The organism is Comamonas sp. BIGb0124 (assembly GCF_003752175.1).
GTDB lineage: Bacteria > Pseudomonadota > Gammaproteobacteria > Burkholderiales > Burkholderiaceae_C > Comamonas_F.
In genome coordinates this window covers 151055-172126 of record NZ_RJVF01000013.1, presented here as the reverse complement: position 1 = coordinate 172126, position 21072 = coordinate 151055, and the positions used below count along the sequence as shown (strand labels likewise).

13 protein-coding genes are annotated in these 21072 nt (G+C 65.2%); 5 read left to right on the top strand and 8 right to left on the bottom strand.

What is annotated here, in order from left to right; translation table 11 throughout:
• Window positions 1–25: 25 nt before the first annotated feature.
• The 4 genes from recC (at window position 26) to EC845_RS17125 (ending at window position 10974) form a co-directional block, all read left to right on the top strand.
• Window positions 26–3670, top strand: coding sequence for an exodeoxyribonuclease V subunit gamma (gene recC / locus EC845_RS17140; RefSeq protein ID WP_199739834.1), 3645 nt, complete (start codon window positions 26–28; stop codon window positions 3668–3670).
• Complete coding sequence (gene recB, locus EC845_RS17135) at window positions 3667–7596, top strand: exodeoxyribonuclease V subunit beta (RefSeq protein WP_233598135.1); 3930 nt, start codon at window positions 3667–3669, stop codon at window positions 7594–7596. Before recC ends, recB begins: the two co-directional genes overlap by 4 nt.
• The gene (recD, locus tag EC845_RS17130; protein ID WP_199739833.1) at window positions 7593–9893 is read left to right on the top strand and encodes an exodeoxyribonuclease V subunit alpha; all 2301 of its coding nucleotides are present in this window, start codon (window positions 7593–7595) and stop codon (window positions 9891–9893) included. The genes recB and recD overlap by 4 nt, the downstream gene beginning before the upstream one ends.
• A 193-nt stretch (window positions 9894–10086) precedes the next feature.
• Entirely contained in the window at window positions 10087–10974 is an 888-nt protein-coding gene (locus tag EC845_RS17125) for a fructose bisphosphate aldolase (RefSeq protein WP_123299349.1), read from the top strand.
• A gap of 259 nt (window positions 10975–11233) precedes the next feature.
• Here the strand turns inward: EC845_RS17125 and EC845_RS17120 are convergent, their stop codons facing one another.
• The 5 genes from EC845_RS17120 to EC845_RS17100 form a co-directional block, all read right to left on the bottom strand.
• Window positions 11234–11662 carry a DUF2845 domain-containing protein gene (locus tag EC845_RS17120; protein WP_199739832.1) on the bottom strand — a complete coding sequence of 143 codons (429 nt, stop codon included), beginning with the start codon at window positions 11660–11662 and terminating at the stop codon, window positions 11234–11236.
• Between the two features lie 85 nt (window positions 11663–11747).
• Entirely contained in the window at window positions 11748–12461 is a 714-nt protein-coding gene (gene hxsA, locus EC845_RS17115; RefSeq protein WP_123299348.1) for a His-Xaa-Ser repeat protein HxsA, read from the bottom strand.
• A complete protein-coding gene (gene hxsC, locus EC845_RS17110; protein WP_123299522.1) occupies window positions 12458–13585 on the bottom strand; it encodes a His-Xaa-Ser system radical SAM maturase HxsC in 1128 nt (375 codons plus the stop codon). The genes hxsA and hxsC overlap by 4 nt, the downstream gene beginning before the upstream one ends.
• Window positions 13582–15039, bottom strand: a complete 1458-nt coding sequence (gene hxsB / locus EC845_RS17105) for a His-Xaa-Ser system radical SAM maturase HxsB (protein WP_255416913.1) — start codon at window positions 15037–15039, stop codon at window positions 13582–13584. Before hxsB ends, hxsC begins: the two co-directional genes overlap by 4 nt.
• Before the next feature lie 354 nt (window positions 15040–15393).
• The gene (locus tag EC845_RS17100; RefSeq protein ID WP_123299347.1) at window positions 15394–17154 is read right to left on the bottom strand and encodes a tannase/feruloyl esterase family alpha/beta hydrolase; all 1761 of its coding nucleotides are present in this window, start codon (window positions 17152–17154) and stop codon (window positions 15394–15396) included.
• A gap of 267 nt (window positions 17155–17421) precedes the next feature.
• Here EC845_RS17100 and EC845_RS17095 point away from each other — a divergent pair, with 267 nt between their 5' ends.
• Window positions 17422–18429: a tripartite tricarboxylate transporter substrate binding protein gene (locus EC845_RS17095; protein WP_123299346.1), complete on the top strand. Its 1008-nt coding sequence runs from the start codon at window positions 17422–17424 to the stop codon at window positions 18427–18429.
• A 129-nt stretch (window positions 18430–18558) separates the two neighbouring features.
• On the opposite strand, the gene EC845_RS17090 is transcribed toward EC845_RS17095, so the two are convergent.
• Genes EC845_RS17090 through EC845_RS17080 form a run of 3 tightly spaced genes read right to left on the bottom strand, consistent with a single transcriptional unit; the run spans window position 18559 to window position 20924 of the window.
• The gene (locus EC845_RS17090; protein ID WP_123299345.1) at window positions 18559–19359 is read right to left on the bottom strand and encodes an amino acid ABC transporter permease; all 801 of its coding nucleotides are present in this window, start codon (window positions 19357–19359) and stop codon (window positions 18559–18561) included.
• Entirely contained in the window at window positions 19356–20018 is a 663-nt protein-coding gene (locus EC845_RS17085) for an ABC transporter permease subunit (protein WP_123299344.1), read from the bottom strand. The genes EC845_RS17090 and EC845_RS17085 overlap by 4 nt, the downstream gene beginning before the upstream one ends.
• A gap of 3 nt (window positions 20019–20021) precedes the next feature.
• Window positions 20022–20924 carry a glutamate ABC transporter substrate-binding protein gene (locus tag EC845_RS17080; RefSeq protein WP_123299343.1) on the bottom strand — a complete coding sequence of 301 codons (903 nt, stop codon included), beginning with the start codon at window positions 20922–20924 and terminating at the stop codon, window positions 20022–20024.
• Window positions 20925–21072 lie beyond the last annotated feature (148 nt).

Genomic DNA, 21072 nt, shown 5'->3' with positions numbered 1-21072 from the left:
ACGCAGTTCTCAGCAGGATTCCCGCATGACCGGGGCATCGCCGATCGAACCCGGCTTGATGGTGATCCATGGCAACCAGCCCGAGAGCCTGCGCGAGCTGCTGGTCAACTGGATGCGCCTGCATCCGCTGTCGCCGCTCGAGCGCGAGACCGTGCTGGTGCAGAGCAACGGCATCGCGCAATGGCTCAAGTTCGCGCTGGCCGCCGATACCGACGCCGGCGGGTTGGGCGTGGCCGCCGCGCTGAGCGTGGAGCTGCCGGCGCAGTTCCTGTGGCGCGCCTACCGCGCGGCACTGGGCCCGGATGCCGTGCCCGAAACCTCGGCCCTCGACAAATCCGCACTGGCCTGGCGGCTGATGCGGCTGCTGCCGGTGCTGCTCGAACGCCCGGCGTTCGGGCCGCTGCGCCGTTTCCTGGCTCAGGATCGCGACATGCGCCGCCGCCACCAGCTTGCCGAGCGGCTGGCCGATCTGTTCGATCAATACCAGGTCTATCGCGCCGACTGGCTCGACGACTGGGCCCGGGGCCGCGACCAGGTGCGGCAGGCGCGCGGCGGCGAACGCGCGCTGGGCGAGGACGAACGCTGGCAGGCCGAACTGTGGCGCGCGCTGCTCGAAGACGTGGGGCCCGAGGCGGCGGCATCGGGGCGTGCTGCCGTTCACGAGCGCTTCCTGGCCTGCATGGCGGCGCAGACCGAGCGCCCGGCCGGCCTGCCGAGGCGGGTGGCGGTGTTCGGCATCTCGTCGCTGCCCGCGCAGTCTTTTGCGGCGCTGCAGGCGCTGGCCCGTTACAGCCAGGTGATGCTGTTCGTGCACAACCCCAGCCGCCACCACTGGGGCGATATCGTCGCCGATAAGGATCTGCTGCGTCACAGCTACAAACGCCAGACGCACCGCCCCGGCACGCCGTCCGGGCTGGACGAGGACGCCCAGCACCAGCATGCCCAGCCGCTGCTGGCGGCCTGGGGCAAGCAGGGGCGCGATTACCTCAACCTGCTCGATGCGGCCGACGACCCCGAGCGTTACCGGGGCCGTCTCGAGCCCGTCAACGGCGGGCGCATCGACCTCTTTGCCGGCGGTCGGCTCGATACCCTGCTGGGCCAGTTGCAGGACGACATCCTCGACCTGCGCCCACCCGCCGAGAGCCGTGCCCTGTGGCCCGCCGTGCCGGTGGCAGCCGATGCCTCGGTCCGCTTTCACATCGCCCACAGCGCGCAGCGCGAGGTCGAGGTGCTGCACGACCAGCTTCTGGCGCGCTTCGATGCCGACCCGGCGCTCACGCCGCGCGACATCATCGTCATGGTGCCCGACATCAACGCCTACGCGCCGCACATCGACGCGGTGTTCGGCCAGTTGCCGCGTGCCGATGCGCGCCATATTCCGTACACCCTGGCCGACCAGGGCCAGCGCGGGCGCGAACCGCTGCTGGTGGCGCTCGAGTACCTGCTCAAACTGCCCGAAAGCCGCTTTGCCGCCAGCGAGATCCTCGACCTGCTCGACGTCGGTGCCGTGCGCCGGCGGCTGGCGCTGGCCGATGCCGACCTGCCCACCGTGCGCCGCTGGATCGCCGGCGCGGGCGTGCGCTGGGGACTCGACGGCGCCCAGCGCGAACAGATCGCCCTGCCGGCCGCACACGACACCAACAGCTGGCGCTTCGGCTTGCGCCGCATGCTGCTGGGCTATGCGGTGGGCGAGGGGCCGTCTTTCGAAGGCATCGCCCCCTATGGCGAGATCGGCGGCCTCGATGCCGTGGCCCTGGGCCCGCTGGCCGCGCTGCTCGAACGCCTGGACGTGCACCGGCAGGCCCTGGCCGAGCCGGCCGATCCCGCCACCTGGGCGCAGCGCCTGCGCGATCTGGTGGATGCGTTCTTCACCCCGTCCGACGAGGCCGAGGAACTGCTGCGCCAGCAACTGCTGCAGATGCTGGACGACTGGCTCGCCACCTGCCAGCACGCCGGCTTCGACGACCCCATCCCGCTGACCGTGGTGCGGGAGAGCTGGCTGGCCGGGCTCGACCAGGGCGGTCTCAACCAGCGTTTCCTGGCGGGGGCCGTCAACTTCTGCACCCTGCTGCCCATGCGTGCCATTCCGTTCAAGGTCGTCTGCCTGCTGGGCATGAACGACGGCGATTACCCGCGCCAGCAGGTCGGCATGGACTTCGACCTGATGCGGCAGGATTACCGGCCCGGCGATCGCTCGCGCCGGGAGGACGACCGCTACCTCATGCTCGAGGCGCTGCTGTCCGCACGCGAGCAGCTGTATGTGAGCTGGGTGGGCCGCAGCATCCGCGACAACAGCGAACGCCCGCCCTCGGTGCTGGTGGCGCAATTGCGCGACCACCTGCGCGACGGCTGGCGCGCCACCCCCGACGGCACCGATCTGCTGCACGCGCTCACCCAGGAACACCCGCTGCAGCCGTTCAGCGCCGCGTATTTTCCGCCTCGGGCGGCGGCGGGCGATGCGGTGCATGGGCTGGACGGGCTCTATACCTATGCGCACGAATGGGGCGCGGCCCAATCGCCGGCGGCATCCGAACAGCCCGCGGCGCAGCCGGAACCCTTGCCCGAGCACCTGCCCGAGGCGCCGCTGCGCCTGCGCGAACTGGCCGATTTTCTGGCACAGCCGGTGCAGGCCTTTTTCCGCTCGCGCCTGCGTGCCGTGCTGGGGCAGTCCGAAGCGGCCAGCCTGGACGACGAGGCGTTCTCGCTCGATGCGCTGCAGACCTGGCAACTCCAGAACGAACTGTGCCTGCGCCTCAAGCCCTGGGTCGAGCAGGAATGGCCGGCCGGGCCCGCCGCAGACCCCAGCACCTACCCGGGGGCCCACGGCCCGGCCGACGCCGCCGCCGAGGCACGTCAGGCGGTGGCCTCGCGCCTGGCCGATGAACTCGATCGCCTGGCCGAACAGGGCCAGTTGCCGCTGGCGGGTTTTGGACCGCATGCCGCCAACACACTCGCCGCACCGCTGACCGATCTGCTCGCCCGTTACCGCGCCCAGCTCGAACGCTACGACGCCGGTGTGCTGCCCGTGCAGGAACTGTCCGTGTCGGCCGCCCGCACGGAGCCGCCCGGCAGCGGCACGCCGGCGCTTGCGTTGGAGGACGACGTCGACGGCGTCCGGCTATCCGGCTGGGATGCCGTCGGCAGCCAGCCCCCATCCGCACGCATCCAACTGGTCAGCGGCAAACTGCACGAAGGCCGGGGCTACAAGTGGCACAGCCTGGTGCGGCACTGGGTCGATCATCTGGCCCTGCAGGCCGTGGCGCCGCAAGCCGCCACCGTGCTGGTCAGCCAGACCGGCGATCTGGTCCTGGCCCCGCTGCCTGCCGGCGAGGCCCGCACGCGGCTGGCCGATCTGCTCGACGCCTGGGCCCAGGGCATGCGCGAGCCCTTGCCGGTCAGCTGCAAATCCGCTTTTGCCTGGCTGGCCGCAGGCCCCGAGCCCGAGCGCCGGCTGCGCGATGCCGCCACCGCCTACGACGGCAGCTTCGGCCTGGCCGGCGAAGCCGAGCGCTCGCCCGAACTGGCCCGTGCCTATCCCCGTTTTGCCGACCTGGCGGCCACCGGTGCCTTCGAAGCCTGGTGCGACCGCCTGTACCGGCCCTTGTTCGACGCAATCCAGGGCGCCCCCGGCGAGCCGGCCGATGGCGACAAGCCCGGAGATGCAGCATGATCCCGACCTCCATGCCGACCGATACCGCCACAGCCGTGACCCAGGCGCTCGACCCCTTGCGTTTCCCGCTGTACGGCAGCCGCCTCATCGAGGCCAGCGCAGGGACCGGCAAGACCTACACCATCGCCTTGCTGTACGTGCGGCTGGTGCTGGCCCATGGCGGCGGCCACGCCCTGGGCCGGCCGTTGACGCCGCCCGAGATCCTCGTCGTCACCTTCACCGATGCCGCCACGCAAGAGCTGCGCGAACGCATCCGCGCACGGCTGAGCGAAGCAGCGGCCTGTTTTTCCACGCCCTTGGACGACAACGAAGGGCACGAAGAGGGCGGCGACACGGCGAATGCCGAGCGCAAGGGCCCCGCCCACGATCCGGCCCTGCTGGCCTTGCGCGCCGATTACCCGCCCGCCGCGTGGCCCGGCTGCGCGCGCCTGCTGAGCATGGCCGCGCAGTGGATGGACGAGGCCGCCGTCTCCACCATCCACGGCTGGTGCTACCGCATGCTGCGCGAACACGCCTTCGACAGCGGCAGCCTCTTCACCCAGGAACTCATCACCGACGAATCGGCCTTGCTCGAAGCCGCCGTGCACGACTACTGGCGGCGCACCTACTACCCGCTGCCAGCCGCCGATGTGGCCGAAGTGCTGCGCTGTTTTGCCGATCCGGCCGCGCTCAGACGCCAGATCGAACCGCTGCTGGCCCGCGGCGATGCGCTGCTGGCTTGGGGCGGACAGGTCATCGGCGGGCCCGGTGCGATCGCCGAAGAAACCTCGCCCGCCCGGCTGCTGGCCGGCCTGCAAGGCTGGAATGACACCGCCGAGACCCTGACACTGAAGGTGCGCGAGACCTGGACCCGGCCCGGCGGTGCCGACAGCGTGCGCCAGTGGCTGCACACCCTGCGGCCCGACCTCAACGCACGCAGTTTTCCCGAACGCAAGGACGACGCCGCATTCGACGCCTGGCTGCAGGCCCTGGCCGACTGGGCGCACACCGGGCAGGGCGATCCGCAGTCCCTGCGCCTCGAGCGCCTGGCCCCGCAGCGCCTGCAGCTCAACGGCAAGAAACCCGTGCCCGAGCACCCGCTGCTGCAGCCCCTGGCCGATTGGTTCGACCACGGGCAGTCGCGGCCCGACGTGCGTGCCGCGCTGCTGCTGCATGCGCTGGCCGGCATCCGCGCCAACCTGGCCGAAGACAAGAGCCGGCGCGCCGAACTGGGCTTCAACGACCTGCTGGTGCGCCTGGATGTGGCGCTGCAAGGCGCGCAGGGCGACCGCCTGGCCCTGGCCATCCGCCATCAGTTTCCCGTTGCGCTGATCGACGAGTTTCAGGACACCGACCCGCTGCAGTACCGCATCTTCGACCGCATCTACGATGTGGCGGGCAACGACGCGGCCACCGGGCTCTTCATGATCGGCGACCCCAAGCAGGCCATCTACGCCTTCCGGGGCGCCGACATCCACACCTATCTGCAGGCCCGCGCCGCCACCGCCGGGCGGCATTACACGCTGGCCACCAATTTCCGCTCCACCCGGGCCGTGGTCGAGGCCGTCAACCACGCCTTTGCCTATGCGGAAACGCACCACCCACGCGGCGCCTTCCGGTTTGCCGAGCCCGATGGCCGCAATCCCGTGCCCTTTGTGCCCGTGCAAGCCCAAGGCCGCCGGGAACGCCTGCTGATCGACGGCGCCGAGGTGCCCGCGCTCAATGTGTGGATGCTGGAGAACCCCGTCGATCCGCTCTTGCCCGTGGGCGCGACGATGTACCGCGAGCAGATGGCCGAACGCAGTGCCAGCGCCGTGCGTGACTGGCTGGCCCTGGCGAGCGAAGGGCGTGCAGGCTATGCGTCCGACGAAGCCGGGGCGCTGCCGCGGGTGCAGCGTGCGCTGCGGCCGGCCGATATCGCCATCCTCGTGCGCGGCCGGGCCGAAGCCGAGGCCGTGCGCTCTGCATTGGCCCGGCGCCGGCTGGCCAGCGTCTACCTCTCCGACCGCGACTCGGTCTTCGACACCCCCGAGGCGCAGGATCTGCTGCGCTGGCTGCAAGCCTGCGTCGAGCCCGGCCACGACGGCCGGCTGCGCGCCGCGCTGGCCACCCGCACCATGGGACTGGCCTGGGCCGCGCTCGACCGGCTCAACGAAGACGAGCAGCATTGGGAGACCCTGGTGCTGCGCGTGCACGGCTACAAGCTGATCTGGCAGAAACAGGGCGTGCTGCCCATGCTGCGCCGCTGGCTCTCGGACTTCGACTTGCCCGAGCGCCTGCGTGCCTTGCCCGACGGCGAGCGCAGCCTCACCAACGTGCTGCACCTCAGCGAATGGCTGCAACGCCAGTCGGCCGAGCTCGACGGCGAACACGCGCTGGTGCGGGCTTTTTCCGAAGAACTCGCCCAGCCCGGCGCCGAAGAGATCCTGCGCCTCGAAAGCGATGCCGACCTGATCAAGGTCATCACCGTGCACAAATCCAAGGGGCTGGAATATCCCTTGGTACTGCTGCCCTACATCTGCGCCTGGAAGGATGTCGACGGCCGCAGTGCAAGCCTGGGCTACCACCAGTCGCCGCAGGACGCCAGCGGCTGGCCCGGCGCCTATGTGGTCGAACTCTCGCGAGACAAGGTGCTGGCCGGCACCGCCTACGAACGCGCCAACGACGAACGCCTCAGCGAAGACCTGCGCCTGCTGTACGTCGCGCTCACGCGTGCGCGCCATGCCATCTGGATGGGCGCCGCGCCGCTGGTGGCCGGCAATGCGCGCCACTGCGAACTGCACAAGGGCGCCGTCGGCTACTTGCTGGCGGGCGGACAACCGGTGCCCACCGCAGAACTGCCCACCGCCCTGGCCACCTGGCGCGGCACCTGCGACGCCATTGCCCTGGCACCGGCCCCATCGGCCCATGACGACAGCCTGCCCCGGCAAGCCGCACCCACGCCCGGCGCGGCGCGTATTCCTGTGGCACGTGTGCGCACACCGTGGTGGATCGCCAGCTACTCGGCCCTGCGCATCGCAGACCCTGACACCGGCGCGTTGCCCAGCCTGTCCGACCTGCCCGAGGTGCAGGACACCCTGGAGCGCACCCCCGCCGAACCCGCCACGCCGCAAGAGGCCCGGCTGCGCGAATCCGCCCACCCGGTGCCGCCCACCGTGCCGCTGGTCACGCCGGGGGCCGTGCCCGAGATCGAAGCCGGCAGCCCCCATGCCTTTCCACGCGGTGCTGCGCCGGGCAGTTTTCTGCATGGCCTGTTGGAGTGGATGGCCGAGCAGGGCTATGCGCAGGTCGTCGCCTCGCCCGCGCTGCTGCGCGACACCGTGGCCCGCCGCTGCACGCTGCGGGGCTGGACCGAATGGATCGATCCGCTGGTGACGTGGCTGCTGCGACTGGCGACCACCCCGCTGCCGCTGCCCGACCCCGGCGCCAGCCCGCCCGTCGCCCTGGCCGCACTCCCATCCAGCCAGTCCGAGATGGAATTCTGGTTCTCGGCCAGCCATGTCGATGCGCTCAGGCTCGATGAATGGGTGACACGCTACACCCTGCAAGACACGCCGCGTCCGCGGGTGCGCCCCGACCAGCTCAACGGCCTGCTCAAGGGCTTCATCGATCTGGTGTTCGAGCACGAGGGCCGCTATTACGTCGCCGACTACAAATCGAACTGGCTGGGCCCGGACGACAGCGCCTACAGCCATCCCGCCATGCGGCTGGCCATGGCCGAACACCGCTACGACCTGCAATACAGCCTGTATCTGTTTGCACTGCACCGCCTGCTGCGCGTGCGATTGCCCGACTACGATTACGACCGCCATGTCGGCGGAGCCGTCTACCTGTTCATGCGCGGCATCGGCGCGCCGGGCCAGGGCGTGTATGCAGACAAACCGCCGCTGGCGCTGATGGACGCGCTCGACGCGCTGTTTCAGGGGCAGGAGACCCCCACACCATGACCACGCCCACCCACGGCTCCGGCCAGCTCGACCTCCTGGCCCCGGCCACGCCGTTCCCCGGCCCGGCCGGCATGATGGATCTGCTCGGCGAATGGGTGGCCCAAGGCTGGCTGCGCGCGCTCGACCGCATGCTTGCGGCTTTCTTGCTGGAACAAGACCCGACCGCCGATGCCCGCCTGCTGCTCGCCGCCGCACTGGCCAGCCACCAACTGGGCCGTGGCCATGTGTGCCTCGACCTGCAGGCCACGCTCGACAACAGCCGGTTCGTGCTCTCCCTGCCGCCCGACGGCGAAACCGGGACCGCCTTGCCGCGCCTGCCCTCGGACGTGCTCGAAGGCCTGCAGGCCGACGACTGGCGCCGCGCGCTCGATGCCAGCCGCCTGGTCGAGTCGATCGATGGATCGCAGCCGGGCAGGGCGATCGACGATGGCGACCATCGGCGGGCGGCCTCGGCAGAGGCCGCCCGCCCGTTGGTCTTGCACGGCAACCGTCTCTACCTGCGCAGATACTGGCGCTACGAGCAGCAGGTGCAGGCCGGCATCGAAGCCCGCCTGGCCGGCAACGCCGCACGGCGCGAAGCCCTGCCCACCGCAGTGCTGCGCGATGCGCTCGAGGCGCTGTTCCCGCCGCCGAAGCCGGCTCGGACCCTTCCCGACGCCGCCGAAGCCCCGGCCGGCCCCGCCACCGACTGGCAGAAACTCGCCTGTGCGCTCATGGCCGGCACCGCCTTCGGCGTCATCACCGGCGGGCCCGGCACCGGCAAGACCACCACCGTCGTCAAGCTGCTGGCCCTGCTGCAAAGCCTGGCGCTCACCGGCGAGCGTCCCGCCGCCTTGCGCATCCGCCTGGCCGCGCCCACCGGCAAGGCCGCAGCCCGGCTCAACGAATCCATCGCCGCCACCGTACTCCAGCTCGATCTCGATCATCTAGCCCATGGAGAAACCGTGCGCCGGCACATTCCGGTCGAAGTCACCACGCTGCACCGCCTGCTCGGCAGCCGTCCCGACAGCCGGCAGTTCCGCCACCATGCCGGCAACCCGCTGGCGCTCGACGTGCTGGTGGTCGACGAAGCCTCGATGATCGACCTGGAGATGATGGCCGCCGTTCTGGCCGCGCTGCCCGCGCATGCCCGGTTGCTCATGCTGGGTGACAAGGACCAGTTGGCCTCGGTCGAGGCCGGTGCCGTGCTGGGCGAGCTCTGCGCCCGGGCGCGCACCGCGCACTACCTGCCGCAGACCGCCGAATGGCTGCAGCGCGTCAGCGGCCAGCCGGTCGATCCGGCATTGACCGATGCCCAGGGCCGCCCGCTGGACCAGGCCGTGGCCATGCTGCGGCACAGCTACCGCTTCGACGCCCGCAGCGGCATCGGCCAACTGGCCGAGGCGGTCAACGCCGGCCAGCCGCAGTGGGTGATGGCCGTGCTGGCGCAGGGGCATCACGATCTGGCCACGAGCTGGCTCGCCCCCGAGGGAATCGGGGCCGGCCCGGCGCAAGGCATCCCCGGCCCAAGCGGATACGCGCCCCGCACCCAGGCATCCGCCGGTGCACTGGCCCGCCTGGCCGTCGAAGGCGGCGACTGGCCCGGCCACGCCGCCAAGCCCGGCAGCCCGAAAGGCTACCGTCATTACCTGACGCTGCTGCGCGACCGCCAGCCCGATCTCGACGCCGACGACAGCGCCTTCGACGCGTGGGCTCGCCAGGTGCTCGAGGCGCATGCCCAGTTTCAGATTCTGTGTGCCCTGCGGCGCGGGCCCTGGGGTGTGGAGGGGCTCAACCTCACCATCGCACGCGAGCTGGCCCGCCAGGGACTCATTCCCGCCGCGCAGGGCTGGTACCTGGGCCGGCCCGTGCTGGTCACGCGCAACGACTACGGCCTGGGCCTGATGAACGGCGACATCGGCATCACCCTGGCCCGACCGGTGGCAGGGCAGGGCGGCCGGCTGGCCTGGTCGCCCCGCGTGGCCTTTGCGGCCGGCGACGGCAGCCAGGGCATACGCTGGGTGCTGCCCAGCCGGCTGCAGGCCGTCGAATCCGTCTTTGCGCTCACCGTGCACAAATCGCAGGGCTCGGAATTCGCCCACGCCGCCATGATCGTGCCCGATGCGCTCAGCCCCATGCTCACGCGTGAACTGATCTACACCGGCATCACCCGCGCCAAAAGCTGGTTCACGCTCGCCCTGGCCCAGCGGCGTGCCGACGCCACGCTGGCCGCACGGACCGCCGTGCTGCGCACCGCCGTCGAGCGGCGAGTGCAGCGCAGCAGCGGCCTGGGGCAGCCGGGAGACGACCGCGATTGAGTCGGACAACAGCGGGTTTCGAACCCCTGTTCCCTGGGGCGAGTACCTTCGACTTCGCCTGCGACCTGTCTGCAGCCAAGTCAAACCCGGTATCATCGACCGCGTTGCCGGGCTGGACCAGCCCTGGATAGTCGGTTTTGTCGGTTTCGAAGTTCAGATTTTCAGATTTTCAAACTCTATAGGAGCAACCACTGTGCATCAGGAACAATTGGCCAAAGTCAAAGAAGGCAAGGGCTTCATCGCCGCGCTGGATCAAAGCGGCGGCAGCACCCCCAAGGCCTTGAAACTGTATGGCGTCGAAGAATCGTCGTACAGCGGCGACGCCGAGATGTTCGATCTCGTGCACGCCATGCGCACCCGCATCGTGAGCAGCCCGGCATTCGACGGCAAGCGTGTACTGGGCGCCATCCTGTTCGAAGCCACCATGGACCGCCAGTTCGATGGCCTGGACGCAGCCGCCTACCTGTGGGAACGCAAACAAGTCGTGCCTTTCCTGAAGGTCGACAAGGGCCTGGCCGCACGCGCCGACGGCGTCGAGCTCATGAAGCCCATCGCCGGTCTGGACGAACTGCTCAAGCGCGCTGTCGCCAAGGGCATTTTCGGCACCAAGATGCGTTCTGTGGTGCATGAAGCCAACGCCAAGGGCATCGACGCCGTCGTCGCCCAGCAGTTCGAAGTCGGCCAGCAGATCCTTGCCGCCGGCCTCGTGCCCATCATCGAGCCCGAAGTCTCCATCGCCGCGCCCGACAAGGCCGACGCCGAAGCCCTGCTCAAGAAATCCCTGCTGGCCCACCTCGACGCACTGCCGGCCGACGCCGTCGTCATGCTCAAGCTGACCCTGCCCGAAGTCGACGGTTTCTACAAGGAACTCGTCGAACACGCCCGTGTCGTCCGCGTCGTTGCGCTCTCCGGCGGCTACAGCCGCGACGAAGCCAACGCCCGCCTGGCCCGCAACCCCGGCATCATCGCCAGCTTCAGCCGCGCCCTCACCGAAGGCCTGAGCGCACAGCAAAGCGACGACGAGTTCAACAAGACCATCGATGGCACCATCGAAACGATCTACCAGGCTTCGATTGCCTGAGTGTTGATCGACTGATAAGTTGAATTGACCGTTTCTTGGGACGAGCTGGCCTGCCGTGCTGCAGGTCTGCCTGTTCTAAGGCAGAGACCCCGCTGAGTGTGAACTTGGCGGGGTTTTTGTTTTGCCATGACGCCAGTTGGACACTTCAAGGATGGCGTAATGCGCCAGGCCGTATTGATCCGACCGAATTGGTGCGGGTGATATCGCTAAAAGCGTAAGCTGCAAAGGAGTTGTTGAATGCCAGCTTTGGTGTGAGCGGCTATGATTTTTTGTCCCATCCTGCGACGTGGCCATTTTCAACAGTGATCCTGAGTCCATAGCGATTGACACCCTGCCGGTTGTACTTCCAGACTTCCTTGATCTTGGTCTTTAGTAATTTGTTGTCTACCGACTCAGGACGTCCCAGCGAGTCCAACAGTTGCTCGGCAGTCTGACCTTCCCAGAAATAGCCAGCGTAAATTTTCTGCACAGTTGTTTCGTCTTTGTATTTGCCTCTAAGGTAGGTGAGGCGCTTGTGCTTTTTGTTGTATTTGTACAGCGCAATCGCCACTACCAGCCCCAACATCGCCAAGAGTGGAATTGCCCAGCCCGAAGAGTCGATGACTTTCGAGGCGCCATAGATAGGTAAACCTATGACTGCCGCCGCTGCGATGAGAGTTCCTTGAACTTTGGATGATTTGCGGGCCATTAGATGTCCTTTATTCGAGGGGCGATGTTTTGGAATGACCGGCTTCTCGAACCTGCCACGAAAAATTGAGTAGGTCGATCTATTTTTACCTGACTGCCGTGATGCCCAACGCGTTCATCGTCTCCGTCGACATCAGCCCATTTGCAGGCAGCGATTTAACGATCTGGAACCGTTTCAGCGCCTCGACGGTCTGGGGCGTCATCACGCCGTTGGCCGGTCCGTCATAAAGTCCTACCGACAGAAGCTTGATTTGCACCCTCATGATTTGCAGTTTGAGCTTCTCCGTGCGGTTCATCTCGACCCCATCGCCTTGTCCAACTGCCGTAGCGCCTTTGGCGGATGTGGCACTGGATGTCGTTGCAGGCTGGACAGTTGTCGAAGACGGATTCGGCGATGGAGCCAGTGGGCGCGACGGCGAACCCAAGAGATTGCTGGCGGTGCCCGCCGCTGTCGACGAAGAAGAACGAGAAGGTGCGGGGGCAGGCGTTGGAGACGACCTCGGCGCGCTGTAGCTGGGGGCAGGCGAGGGCGCAGGTGAGGAGTAATACGAGGAACGGCCGCTTGATCCCGAGTAATGTGAGCTGTGACTGGAGTGAGATCGATGGCTGGAATGTGACCGATGACCCGCGAACAGGTTGTCGTGCTCGAAGTTCAGGGGACGCAACGGCACAGCCTGCGGCTCGTTGAGTGCATTGAGTGCCAGTTCAGAGGCCGGAATGGCTGCATCGGCAGTCTTGCTCCCGGCCAACGGGGTGATACTGGCCAGAAACAGGCCGATGTTTTTGATGAAACGGCTCATGCCGTGTACTCCTCGCGCGTAATGGGGATGGTTTTGGCGGGTTTCCAGCCTCGCTCATGCCAAGCAAAAAAGCCGGCGCAGTCCGGTTTGAGCTGGCAAGGTTCACAGACTGGCGTGTAGACGTTTTTCCAGTCCGAGATGCTTCGGTGAGCGTGCCCATGAAGATCCGTCGGCAGTGCGCAAAGCGGCGTGTTCATGAAGAGAAAGGGAACGGAATGCCGTTTCAGTTGGCGAGCGGCTTGTTCCAACGTGCCCTGCCAGTCCGCCAGGTCAACCTCGCACAACTCCCGGTTGGCCAGCGCAAAGCCGATAGGCTCGCAAGCCATGAGGGCGACCTCTTTGACGAATGGCAGGTTGCGACCAATGAAAGTACACAGCTCCGGCAAAACATCCAGCACTGGCTTGATCAAGACGATACGCAACTGAATCGGCTGGCGGTGTTGCTGGAGATTGAGCAGCCCCGCAAGCGTCTGCTCGAATGCGCCATGGGCTTGCACAACAAAATCGTGCAAAAAATCGACGTGGCCATACAGTGGCACCAACCATGTGGTCGGTGTCTGCAATCCATCCACAACGGCTTTGCACAGAGGGGCATTGGCAAGCAAGCGGCCGTTGCTCAAAATCTCGACCCGAGTGCTCGGGTGACATTCATGCACATGATCGAGAACCTCACGCAGACCCTCGCCTAAGAGCAAGGGCTCTCCACCTGTGAGTCCCAGTACCGGCGGGGAACTGCCCATGTGGCGAATGACCTCGACAGCCTCACGAACCATCCAGTCGTCAGCTTGCGGCGTCGGGGGTTGAGAGCACATCAGGCAGTTGCTGTTGCACCGATTCGTGAGTTGCAAGCCATGGTGAAGGTCGCTTGGGCGGTAAAGCACCGCTGCTTGCGATCGATGGGGTGTGGTGACTACCACGTCGCCAATCTCGGTATCGCAGGCATCCATCCATTCGACATTGCCAAGACCTGCAGCCTGAAGTTGGTGGACGTGCTTCCGGTCACTGTCACGGGTGACCTTGACCAGAAACTGCAGATCCGATTGCCATTGGGCTGCGAGAGTTTCAATTGATACCACGCGCCAAATGTCTTCGTTCTGCACTCGGCTTCCAAAGCTTGCACTCATGCGTCGCATAAGGTCTCCTGCTCGGGGGACGATGTGGGCCTGGCCCACGCATGAAATAGATCCAAGCGATCCTCGTCAGCCTGACGTACTGCATCGAAGAAGAAATCGAACAGCCACTGGTGTCGTTGGCAGTGCTCGGTTTCCAGGGCCGGTGTGTCCAGTCGACCAAATTGCGCCTGTGCGTCGACCGGGTTGGGCGCACAGTAGCTCTGGAAGGCGCACGTTCGGCAGTCATCGACCCGCTCGACTTGACTGGCCTCAATCAATGCCTGTTGAACGGCGGACTGTTGAAGCTCGGCCAGCGGCGTACCAATGGGCCCCAAACGCAGCGAAATGTCTCCCGATTCAGCCAGCATGCGTGCTTCATCACTTGGATAGACGTAACCGTCGTAGTTGTAGACCAGTACGCTTTGACCCGCCCCTGTCGGACTTTGCAGGTCGACATAGCCGCTGTCGAATGGCGAGAGAATCTTGTTGAGAATGATGGACGCATAGACTTCTCGTAGCGGCACACCCTGACGGTTCCAGTGAAGTACGCGCTCAAAAGCTCGGCGGTAGAAAGTCTCGAACTGAGCGGGTCGATAACCCAGTAAGGCCTGATTGCGCTTGGCAAAGCCATAGCTGCTGAGTGGACGCAAAAAGATCTCGGCAAAGCCCAGCCGTACGTACTCGTCGACGATCGCCTCGGGGTGCGCCAATGATGCCTTGGTTGTCGTCATCAGCGCTGAAACGGCATCGTGACCCATCCAGCGCCGCGCTCTCTCGATGCCCGCCAAAGTGCGCTCGTACGCATCGCGCCCCGGGAGGGGCCGATTACGGTTATGCAGTGACGCCGGACCATCCACGCTGGTGGACAGTACAACGCCGTGCTCGCGAAAGTAGGCACACATGGCGTCGTCAAGTTGATGCAACGTCGAAGCCACCACAAATCGCAGCAGTCGTCCCTCATGACGGTTTTTAATCTGGATCCGCTCGATGGCTTCCCGCACCAGATCAAAGCGCAGCAGCGGGTCCCCGCCCTGAAATTCGATCGTCAGCGTTGGCGATTGACTGTCGAAAATTCGATCACAAGCGGCATGCAAATCTTCACGAGTCATCGTGTGGCCGGTATCGTGCAATGAACGGCTGACTTGGCAATACTGGCACGAATGCGCACACTGCAGAGTGGGAACAAGAATATGCAGACTGGGGCCCGCAGTGACCGTTTCTCGACGTGCCGCCCGTCTTGAATTGAGGAGCCGCCGCGTGCCTGGAGTATCGGTGCTCGCTGTGAAGAAGCGGGATTTGAGCGTGGCTTGCAATGCCAGCGGCAATTCGCTGACGCACCCTTTGTTCAGTGTTTCGACTTCAGGTCCCGATAAGAAAACATGGTCACCCGAGCCGCTGACTGCCAGCCAGTCGTCTCCCAATGGCCGTTTCCAAAACGGCAAGACCTCGACTGCGTAAATCCCCACCTCATCCTCCCGACCCGTGTTTGAAACACTTGTTTGTCCTGTACTGAATCATCCTGACATGGAATCGGCTACAGCTGTATTCGTGCTCACCCGTTGTCGCACGAGGTTCATCAACTGTCAGGAGGATGTAAGGATGGATTGGGGATTTAGATTTTTAAGAAAATAGGATTCAATCTCGTGAAGATGAAAAGATTCCTATACAGAATTGCAAACGCCCGATGAGGCTACTCACCGGGCGTCCATTTTCAGCCTCACCAAGCCGACTCTTCATCCCCGAGAGGCATCACCTCCATCTCGGGACTGCGCGCAAACCCAACGCATCATCAGTGATGCGTCAGGTCCGCAGCGTGCCTTTCACTGCAAAGCGCACCGATAGCTGGCCGCCACCGCCACGTCGCCCGCGACGTACTGGGGGTAAGAGGGGTACCGGCACATGGGCTTGGATGCCTTGACGGCATAGGGGGGCAGGGGCTCATAAGACGACAGGGTCAGGTTGTCTGCCGGTTTGCTGCCCTCTTTCACCCATTTGTCCAGAAGACTCAGCAGATCCTGCTGACCGGGGATGCCGTACGCCGGGGCGTTTTGCGCACCGGCCGCGATGCCAGGCGAGGTGTGGGGCAGGCCGGTCGCGGCATAGGCGATGAAGAATTTCTCGACCGTCTCACGTCCCATGGTCGAGACGACCGAATCCCAGTAGTTGAGGCCTGTTCTCGGGCTCTGGGCCGTGTCGGCCAGATTCTCGCGCAGGATCAATTTTCCACCCCTGGCGTAGAAACGGCTCAGATCGGGGTTGGTTGCATCCATCATGGACGAGACTTCTTGGACGCGAGAGCGGTACGTGTCGGGGTTGTAGCCCAGCGGGTTGAAATCCTTGTCTTGCGCGATGAAGTAGCGGATGTAGCCATTGCCATAGGCAAAAAGATTGCCCACCCGCGTTTCGTTCGGCGCGGCGCTGAACACAGGCGCTTTGGAGCCGGTCATCCAGGCGCTCCAGTTCGAAGGCAGTCCCTCGCCACCATACGCAAAGCCAGCGTATTGGGTCATGTTGTTGGCGAGGGGGAAGTTGAATGTGTAACCGCTGTGCGCGGCACGCACCACATCCAGTTGTGCGTCCGACAGGCAGGCCGCACCCGAATCATTTCCGTCGGAGCAACGCAGCGCCTCGAGGGCAGGTCGTGCAACGGCGCCGCACGCGTTGTAGTTGCTGATGACGCCATCGGCCAGGCCATCGAGCTTGTCGCAGGCCGCCACCACCGTGTCGTGCACCCGTTGGACTTTGGTGCCCAGCCACGCCGAAGGTTTGCTCTGGAGCACGCCTCCCACGTAGTTGCCGAAAGTCTGAAGACCCGACCAGTTCATGACCGGATCGATCGAGATGATGCCGTCGTAGTCCTCGGGATAGCGCTGTGCCATGGTCATGCCTTCGCGGCCCCCCTCCGAGCCGCCCATGTAGTAGGTCGTGCCGGGTTTGGCGCCGTAATACAACTGCGCAACCTCGACCGCCAGATCGTGGGTCTTGTTGTACGAGGCATAGGCAAAGTTGCGCAGTGCCTCTGCATTGAGGGCAAAGGCCTGGGCTTCGACGCCGGTTGCATTCTGATGCCCGGAGTCGGTTCCCGCGGTCATGTAGCCCTGCGTGATGGGGCGGGGTGTGTCGGGGCCTGCCAGACGAACACCATCGAGCCCGGTGACCAGCGCGCCGTTGTAGCCGCTGCCACCGAACTGAAGAAACTTGTTGTTCCAGGCGCTCGGCAGGTTGACTTGCACGTTGATCAACGGAGCGGACGGATCCACGGGTTTGATGGTGGCCAGCACCTTGCAATAGTCGGGTGTCGCTTGAACCACGGCCGTGCCTGCCGTGTTCTGTGCATCGGCAACCGCCACGGTGAACACGGCGCTGTCGAGGGAGGCCTCGCCAGAGGCCTCTCCGAATGCCGTGGCGGCGACCTTCTTGCCCGCCAGCGCATGGCATGCAGCCTCGCCGACCGTCGGTTTGACAGGCGTCTCGCCGCTTGAATCATCGTTGTCGCTTCCTCCGCAGGCGACCACCAACAGCGTGGTGGCGCAGGCTGCGGCAAGCAGGTGCGGGCTGAATTTTTTCTTGTCTCCGGACATTGTTCTAGCTCCAAGTGAAGGAGCCCAGATGATTGTTTTTGGAAAAGATTTTCCGATTGGGGTTAGCACCACCCGTTGCAGAAAGATTGCGCGATCACCGCGCAATGTGTCTATTCATCGCGCAATAAGAATCGCCACTCCCGTAGTAACCAGTAGACGCCAGAGCCCACACCTGTTCCATCATTCCGCTAGCTCAACGACACGGGCGTCGCTTCGGCCGGGGTGGCCGAGGAACGCACGACAAACACATCACTGACGAGGGGTTTTATGAGGAATGACAGCGTGAACATGAAGCGTCGACACCTGGCCATGGCCATGGGGCTGTTGGCAACCGGTGTGGCAGCACCCGCCTTTGCACAATCGGGCTCGGCGAATTGGCCCGTCAAGCCCGTGAGGATCATCAATCCGTTCCCGGTGGGCGGAGGCCCGGACGGCGTCGCCCGACTGGTCGCCGACAAGCTTTCTCGGACCTGGAATCAATCGGTCGTCGTCGAGAACCGCCCCGGAGGCAATGGCTTCATCGCGATCGCGGCGTTCAAGCAAGGCGCGACGGATGGAACCGACATCATCCAGCTCGACAACGTGCATCTCGCGGCTTACCCCCATCTGTTCAAGAAGCTGCCTTACGATGTCCAGAAGGATTTCGAAATCATCACGCCGTTGTTCCGCACGTATTTTTTTGTGTGCGTCCCGGTCAACAGCCCCTATCAGTCGGTCGGCGATCTGATCGCCGCCGCAAAAGCCAACCCCGGCAAGTTGAACTACGGCTCATGGTCGGTCGGCAACCCCGTCCATCTCGGCTCGGCCCTGCTCGAGAAAATGACCGGGACCAAAATGGAGCATGTGATCTACAAGGAAACCAGCCAGCTCTACCAAGGCGTGGCCAATGGCGAACTCGACTTCGCGCTGGGCTCGAGCGGCACCGCCGGACCGATGGTGCGAGCAGGCAAACTTCGGCTGCTGGCGATCGCCGCGCCTGAGCGTCTGCCGGGCTACGAGAATGTTCCCACGGTGGCAGAGTCCGGAGGACCGGCCAACTATTTCGTCACGGGCTGGAACGCATTTGCCGTCCGCCCCGGAACGCCGGCCGAAGTGCAAAGAAAGCTGCGCACCGATGTGCAGGCCGCGCTTTCCGGACCCGATGTCAAAGAGAAATTCCAGACATTTGGATATGTTCAGTACGCGCCGACCCCCGAAGAGTTCAAGGTGTTCATGGCCGCCGAGAGCAAACGCTTCGAGGAAGTGATCAAGGCAGCCGGCCTGTCGCTGGAGTAAAGCTTCCGCAGGCGCAGCGCGGCTCGACCCAGGATCGTCCCTGCGCCTGCCGGCCAGCATCCATCTTGTCGACAGCTTTTGCCGTTGCCAGGGCGCCGAGTCACCGAACCGCGCGCATCCTGGCGACGGTCAATGCATCGGCCGTCCAAGCCGTTTACTCGCTCTGGATATCGCGTAATTCACGAGGCAATAAAGCACCGCCACGACCAGGTACACGGGCACCAGCGAGTTGTAGTTGGCGACCAGCACCTTGGCGTTCTGCATGAGTTCACCATAGGTGACGACGTAGCCGAAGGTGGTGTCCTTGACCACGATGACCAGTTGCGCGACCAGCGCCGGAACGATGTAGCGCAGCGCCTGCGGAAAGACGATCGAGAAAAAAACCTGCGCTTCGGTCATTCCCACACTGCGCGCCGCATCGGTCTGCCCGCGGGGAACGGCGAGCACGCCCGCGCGGTACACCTCGGCCACCACTGCGGCGGTGCTGAGGCCGACGGGCAAGGTCAGCATCCAATAGGTGCTCAGCTTCATCCCGACCGACGGCAGCACCAGAAAACACACATAGATCAGCAGCAGCGTCGGTGTGCCCCGCAGGAACTCGATGACCGCGATGCTGGGCCAACGCACGAGCCGCAACCGCGACCGGCGGCCCACCATCAGCAGCAGCCCGAGCGTCAGCGCGATGACGGCAGCCGTCGCCGCCGAGGCCAGCGTGCCGAGCAGGCCTTTGGCCAAGAAAGCCCAGGTCGTCGGCCGGGCGAAGAATTCCCACAGTGCGACGTCGAGCTGCCCTGCGGCATGGAACCGGTACACGACGCCCGCAGCCAACAGCAGCAGCACGGCCGCAGCGGCCACGCTCGCAGCCCGCATGACGGTGCGGGTCTGGGGATTGGGTGCACCGAACAGAATGTCTTCGAGAGGACGGCTCATCGCAGTATCCGTGCCTTCTTGTCCAAGGTGGCGCCAGCCCAGGCGATGAGCAAGCCTGTCACCACATACATCGCAGCCGCCACGGCGAACGCGGCAATGCCGCTGGCCGAGTCGTTGGCGATCTTGGCGACCAGCGCGGTGAGTTCTCTCCCCGGAATCGGCACCTGCGACGCCAGCGAGGTCGACAACATCAGCGCAATGAGCAGCGAGGTCATCGGCTGCACCACCGAGCGCAGCGCCTGCGGCAAGACCACGGCAGAGATCACCTGCACGGGCCGCATGCCCAAGCTGAGCGCGGCCTCGATCTGGCGGCCGTCGATGGTGTTGATGCCTGCGCGCAGGTAATCTGCCGTGAACGCGGAGCAGATCAGCGTCAACGTCAGGATCACGCTGTGCTCATAGTCGATCAGGACATCGAGATCGGGCAAGGCGAATACAACGAAGATCAGCAGCGCCACGCCGGGAATGTTGCGAAAGACTTCGACATAAGCGGTCAGGACCCCACGCAGCGGCGGCAGCGGCAGGAGCCGGAGCAGCGCCACGAGCACGCCCAGCACGAAGCCGGGCACAAACGACACGATCGTCAGCTTCCATGTCAGCAAAAGGGCCTGCCCGAAGGCAGGCCCATAGTTGGCCAGAAGCCGGGAGACCTCGTCCATCGCTCAGGGGATGGAGGGCGGCGTGGGAACGTCGGTGCTGCCGGTGCGCTGTCCGATGGACACGGTCCACAGCTTGGCCCAGGTGCCGTCGGCTTCCAGCTTCTTCAGGAAGGCATTGACGAAGGCCACGCCGTCCGAGCCCTTGGGCAGGCCGATGCCGTAGGGGTCTTGCGCGCCAAAGGGCGCGCCCGCCAGCCGCGCTTCGCTGCCGCCGAGGCTCAGCACATTGAGCAGCAGCGTCTGGTCGGTGACGTAGGCGTCCACGCGTCCCTGGCGCAATCCGTTGAGCGCCTCCTGGTGCGTCTGGAACTCTTGGACGACCGCCTTGGGCGCATATTGCGCCAGGATCGCGGGCCCCGTGGAGCCCGCCTGCGTGGCGACCTTCTTGTCGGCCAGGTCGTTGTACGACTGGATCTCCTTGTTGCTGGCCTTGACCAGCACGCCCGCCTGCGATGCGTAGTAAGGACCGGCGAACGCGATCTTCTCGGCGCGGGCCGGGGTGATGGAGTAGGTGGCGAACACCACGTCCACCTGGTCGTTGATCAGCACCTGCTCGCGCGTGGACGAGGTCACCTGCGTGAACTGGTACTTGGACTGATCGCCCAGGATATAGCGCGTGAGCAATTGGGCCAGGCCGGCGTCGAAGCCGCGGATCTTGCCGTCTTTTTCGTCGAGCAGAGAGAAAAGATTCGCGGTTTGCGTCGTGCCCAGGCGCAGCGCGCCAGCCTGCTTGATCTTGCTGGCCCAGGCGCTCGATGCAATGGTCGAGGCGCTGGCCACGGGGCCCTGCGCAACCAGCGCGTCGAACTGCGCGGCGTTGATGGGCGTGCCCTGTGCAAAGACCGATCCCCCGGTGACGATCGCCAGTGCCGCCACGGTGGATTTCAGAATGGATTTGATCGACATGCGATCCTCTCGAAGGGTATGTTGAGTGAATCAAAATATAGCAGCTATCGCGTGTGCAAGCTGCCGATCCGGTCAAGTCTACCGCCGTGCGCGCGATGCTGCTGGCAGGGCGTTCAGGCAAACTGCGTCGTCATGGCTCGCCAAGGTT

Excerpts from the sequence above, each read along its gene's own strand:
- recD (WP_199739833.1), top strand. The coding sequence starts at position 7,593 with ATGACCACGCCCACCCACGGCTCCGGCCAGCTCGACCTCCTGGCCCCG.
- EC845_RS17080 (WP_123299343.1), bottom strand. The coding sequence starts at position 20,924 with ATGTCGATCAAATCCATTCTGAAATCCACCGTGGCGGCACTGGCGATC.
- EC845_RS17090 (WP_123299345.1), bottom strand. The coding sequence starts at position 19,359 with ATGAGCCGTCCTCTCGAAGACATTCTGTTCGGTGCACCCAATCCCCAG.
- hxsC (WP_123299522.1), bottom strand. The coding sequence starts at position 13,585 with ATGAGTGCAAGCTTTGGAAGCCGAGTGCAGAACGAAGACATTTGGCGC.
- EC845_RS17095 (WP_123299346.1), top strand. The coding sequence starts at position 17,422 with ATGAGGAATGACAGCGTGAACATGAAGCGTCGACACCTGGCCATGGCC.
- recB (WP_233598135.1), top strand. The coding sequence starts at position 3,667 with ATGATCCCGACCTCCATGCCGACCGATACCGCCACAGCCGTGACCCAG.
- EC845_RS17100 (WP_123299347.1), bottom strand. The coding sequence starts at position 17,154 with ATGTCCGGAGACAAGAAAAAATTCAGCCCGCACCTGCTTGCCGCAGCC.
- EC845_RS17085 (WP_123299344.1), bottom strand. The coding sequence starts at position 20,018 with ATGGACGAGGTCTCCCGGCTTCTGGCCAACTATGGGCCTGCCTTCGGG.
- hxsA (WP_123299348.1), bottom strand. The coding sequence starts at position 12,461 with ATGAGCCGTTTCATCAAAAACATCGGCCTGTTTCTGGCCAGTATCACC.
- EC845_RS17120 (WP_199739832.1), bottom strand. The coding sequence starts at position 11,662 with ATGGCCCGCAAATCATCCAAAGTTCAAGGAACTCTCATCGCAGCGGCG.
- recC (WP_199739834.1), top strand. The coding sequence starts at position 26 with ATGACCGGGGCATCGCCGATCGAACCCGGCTTGATGGTGATCCATGGC.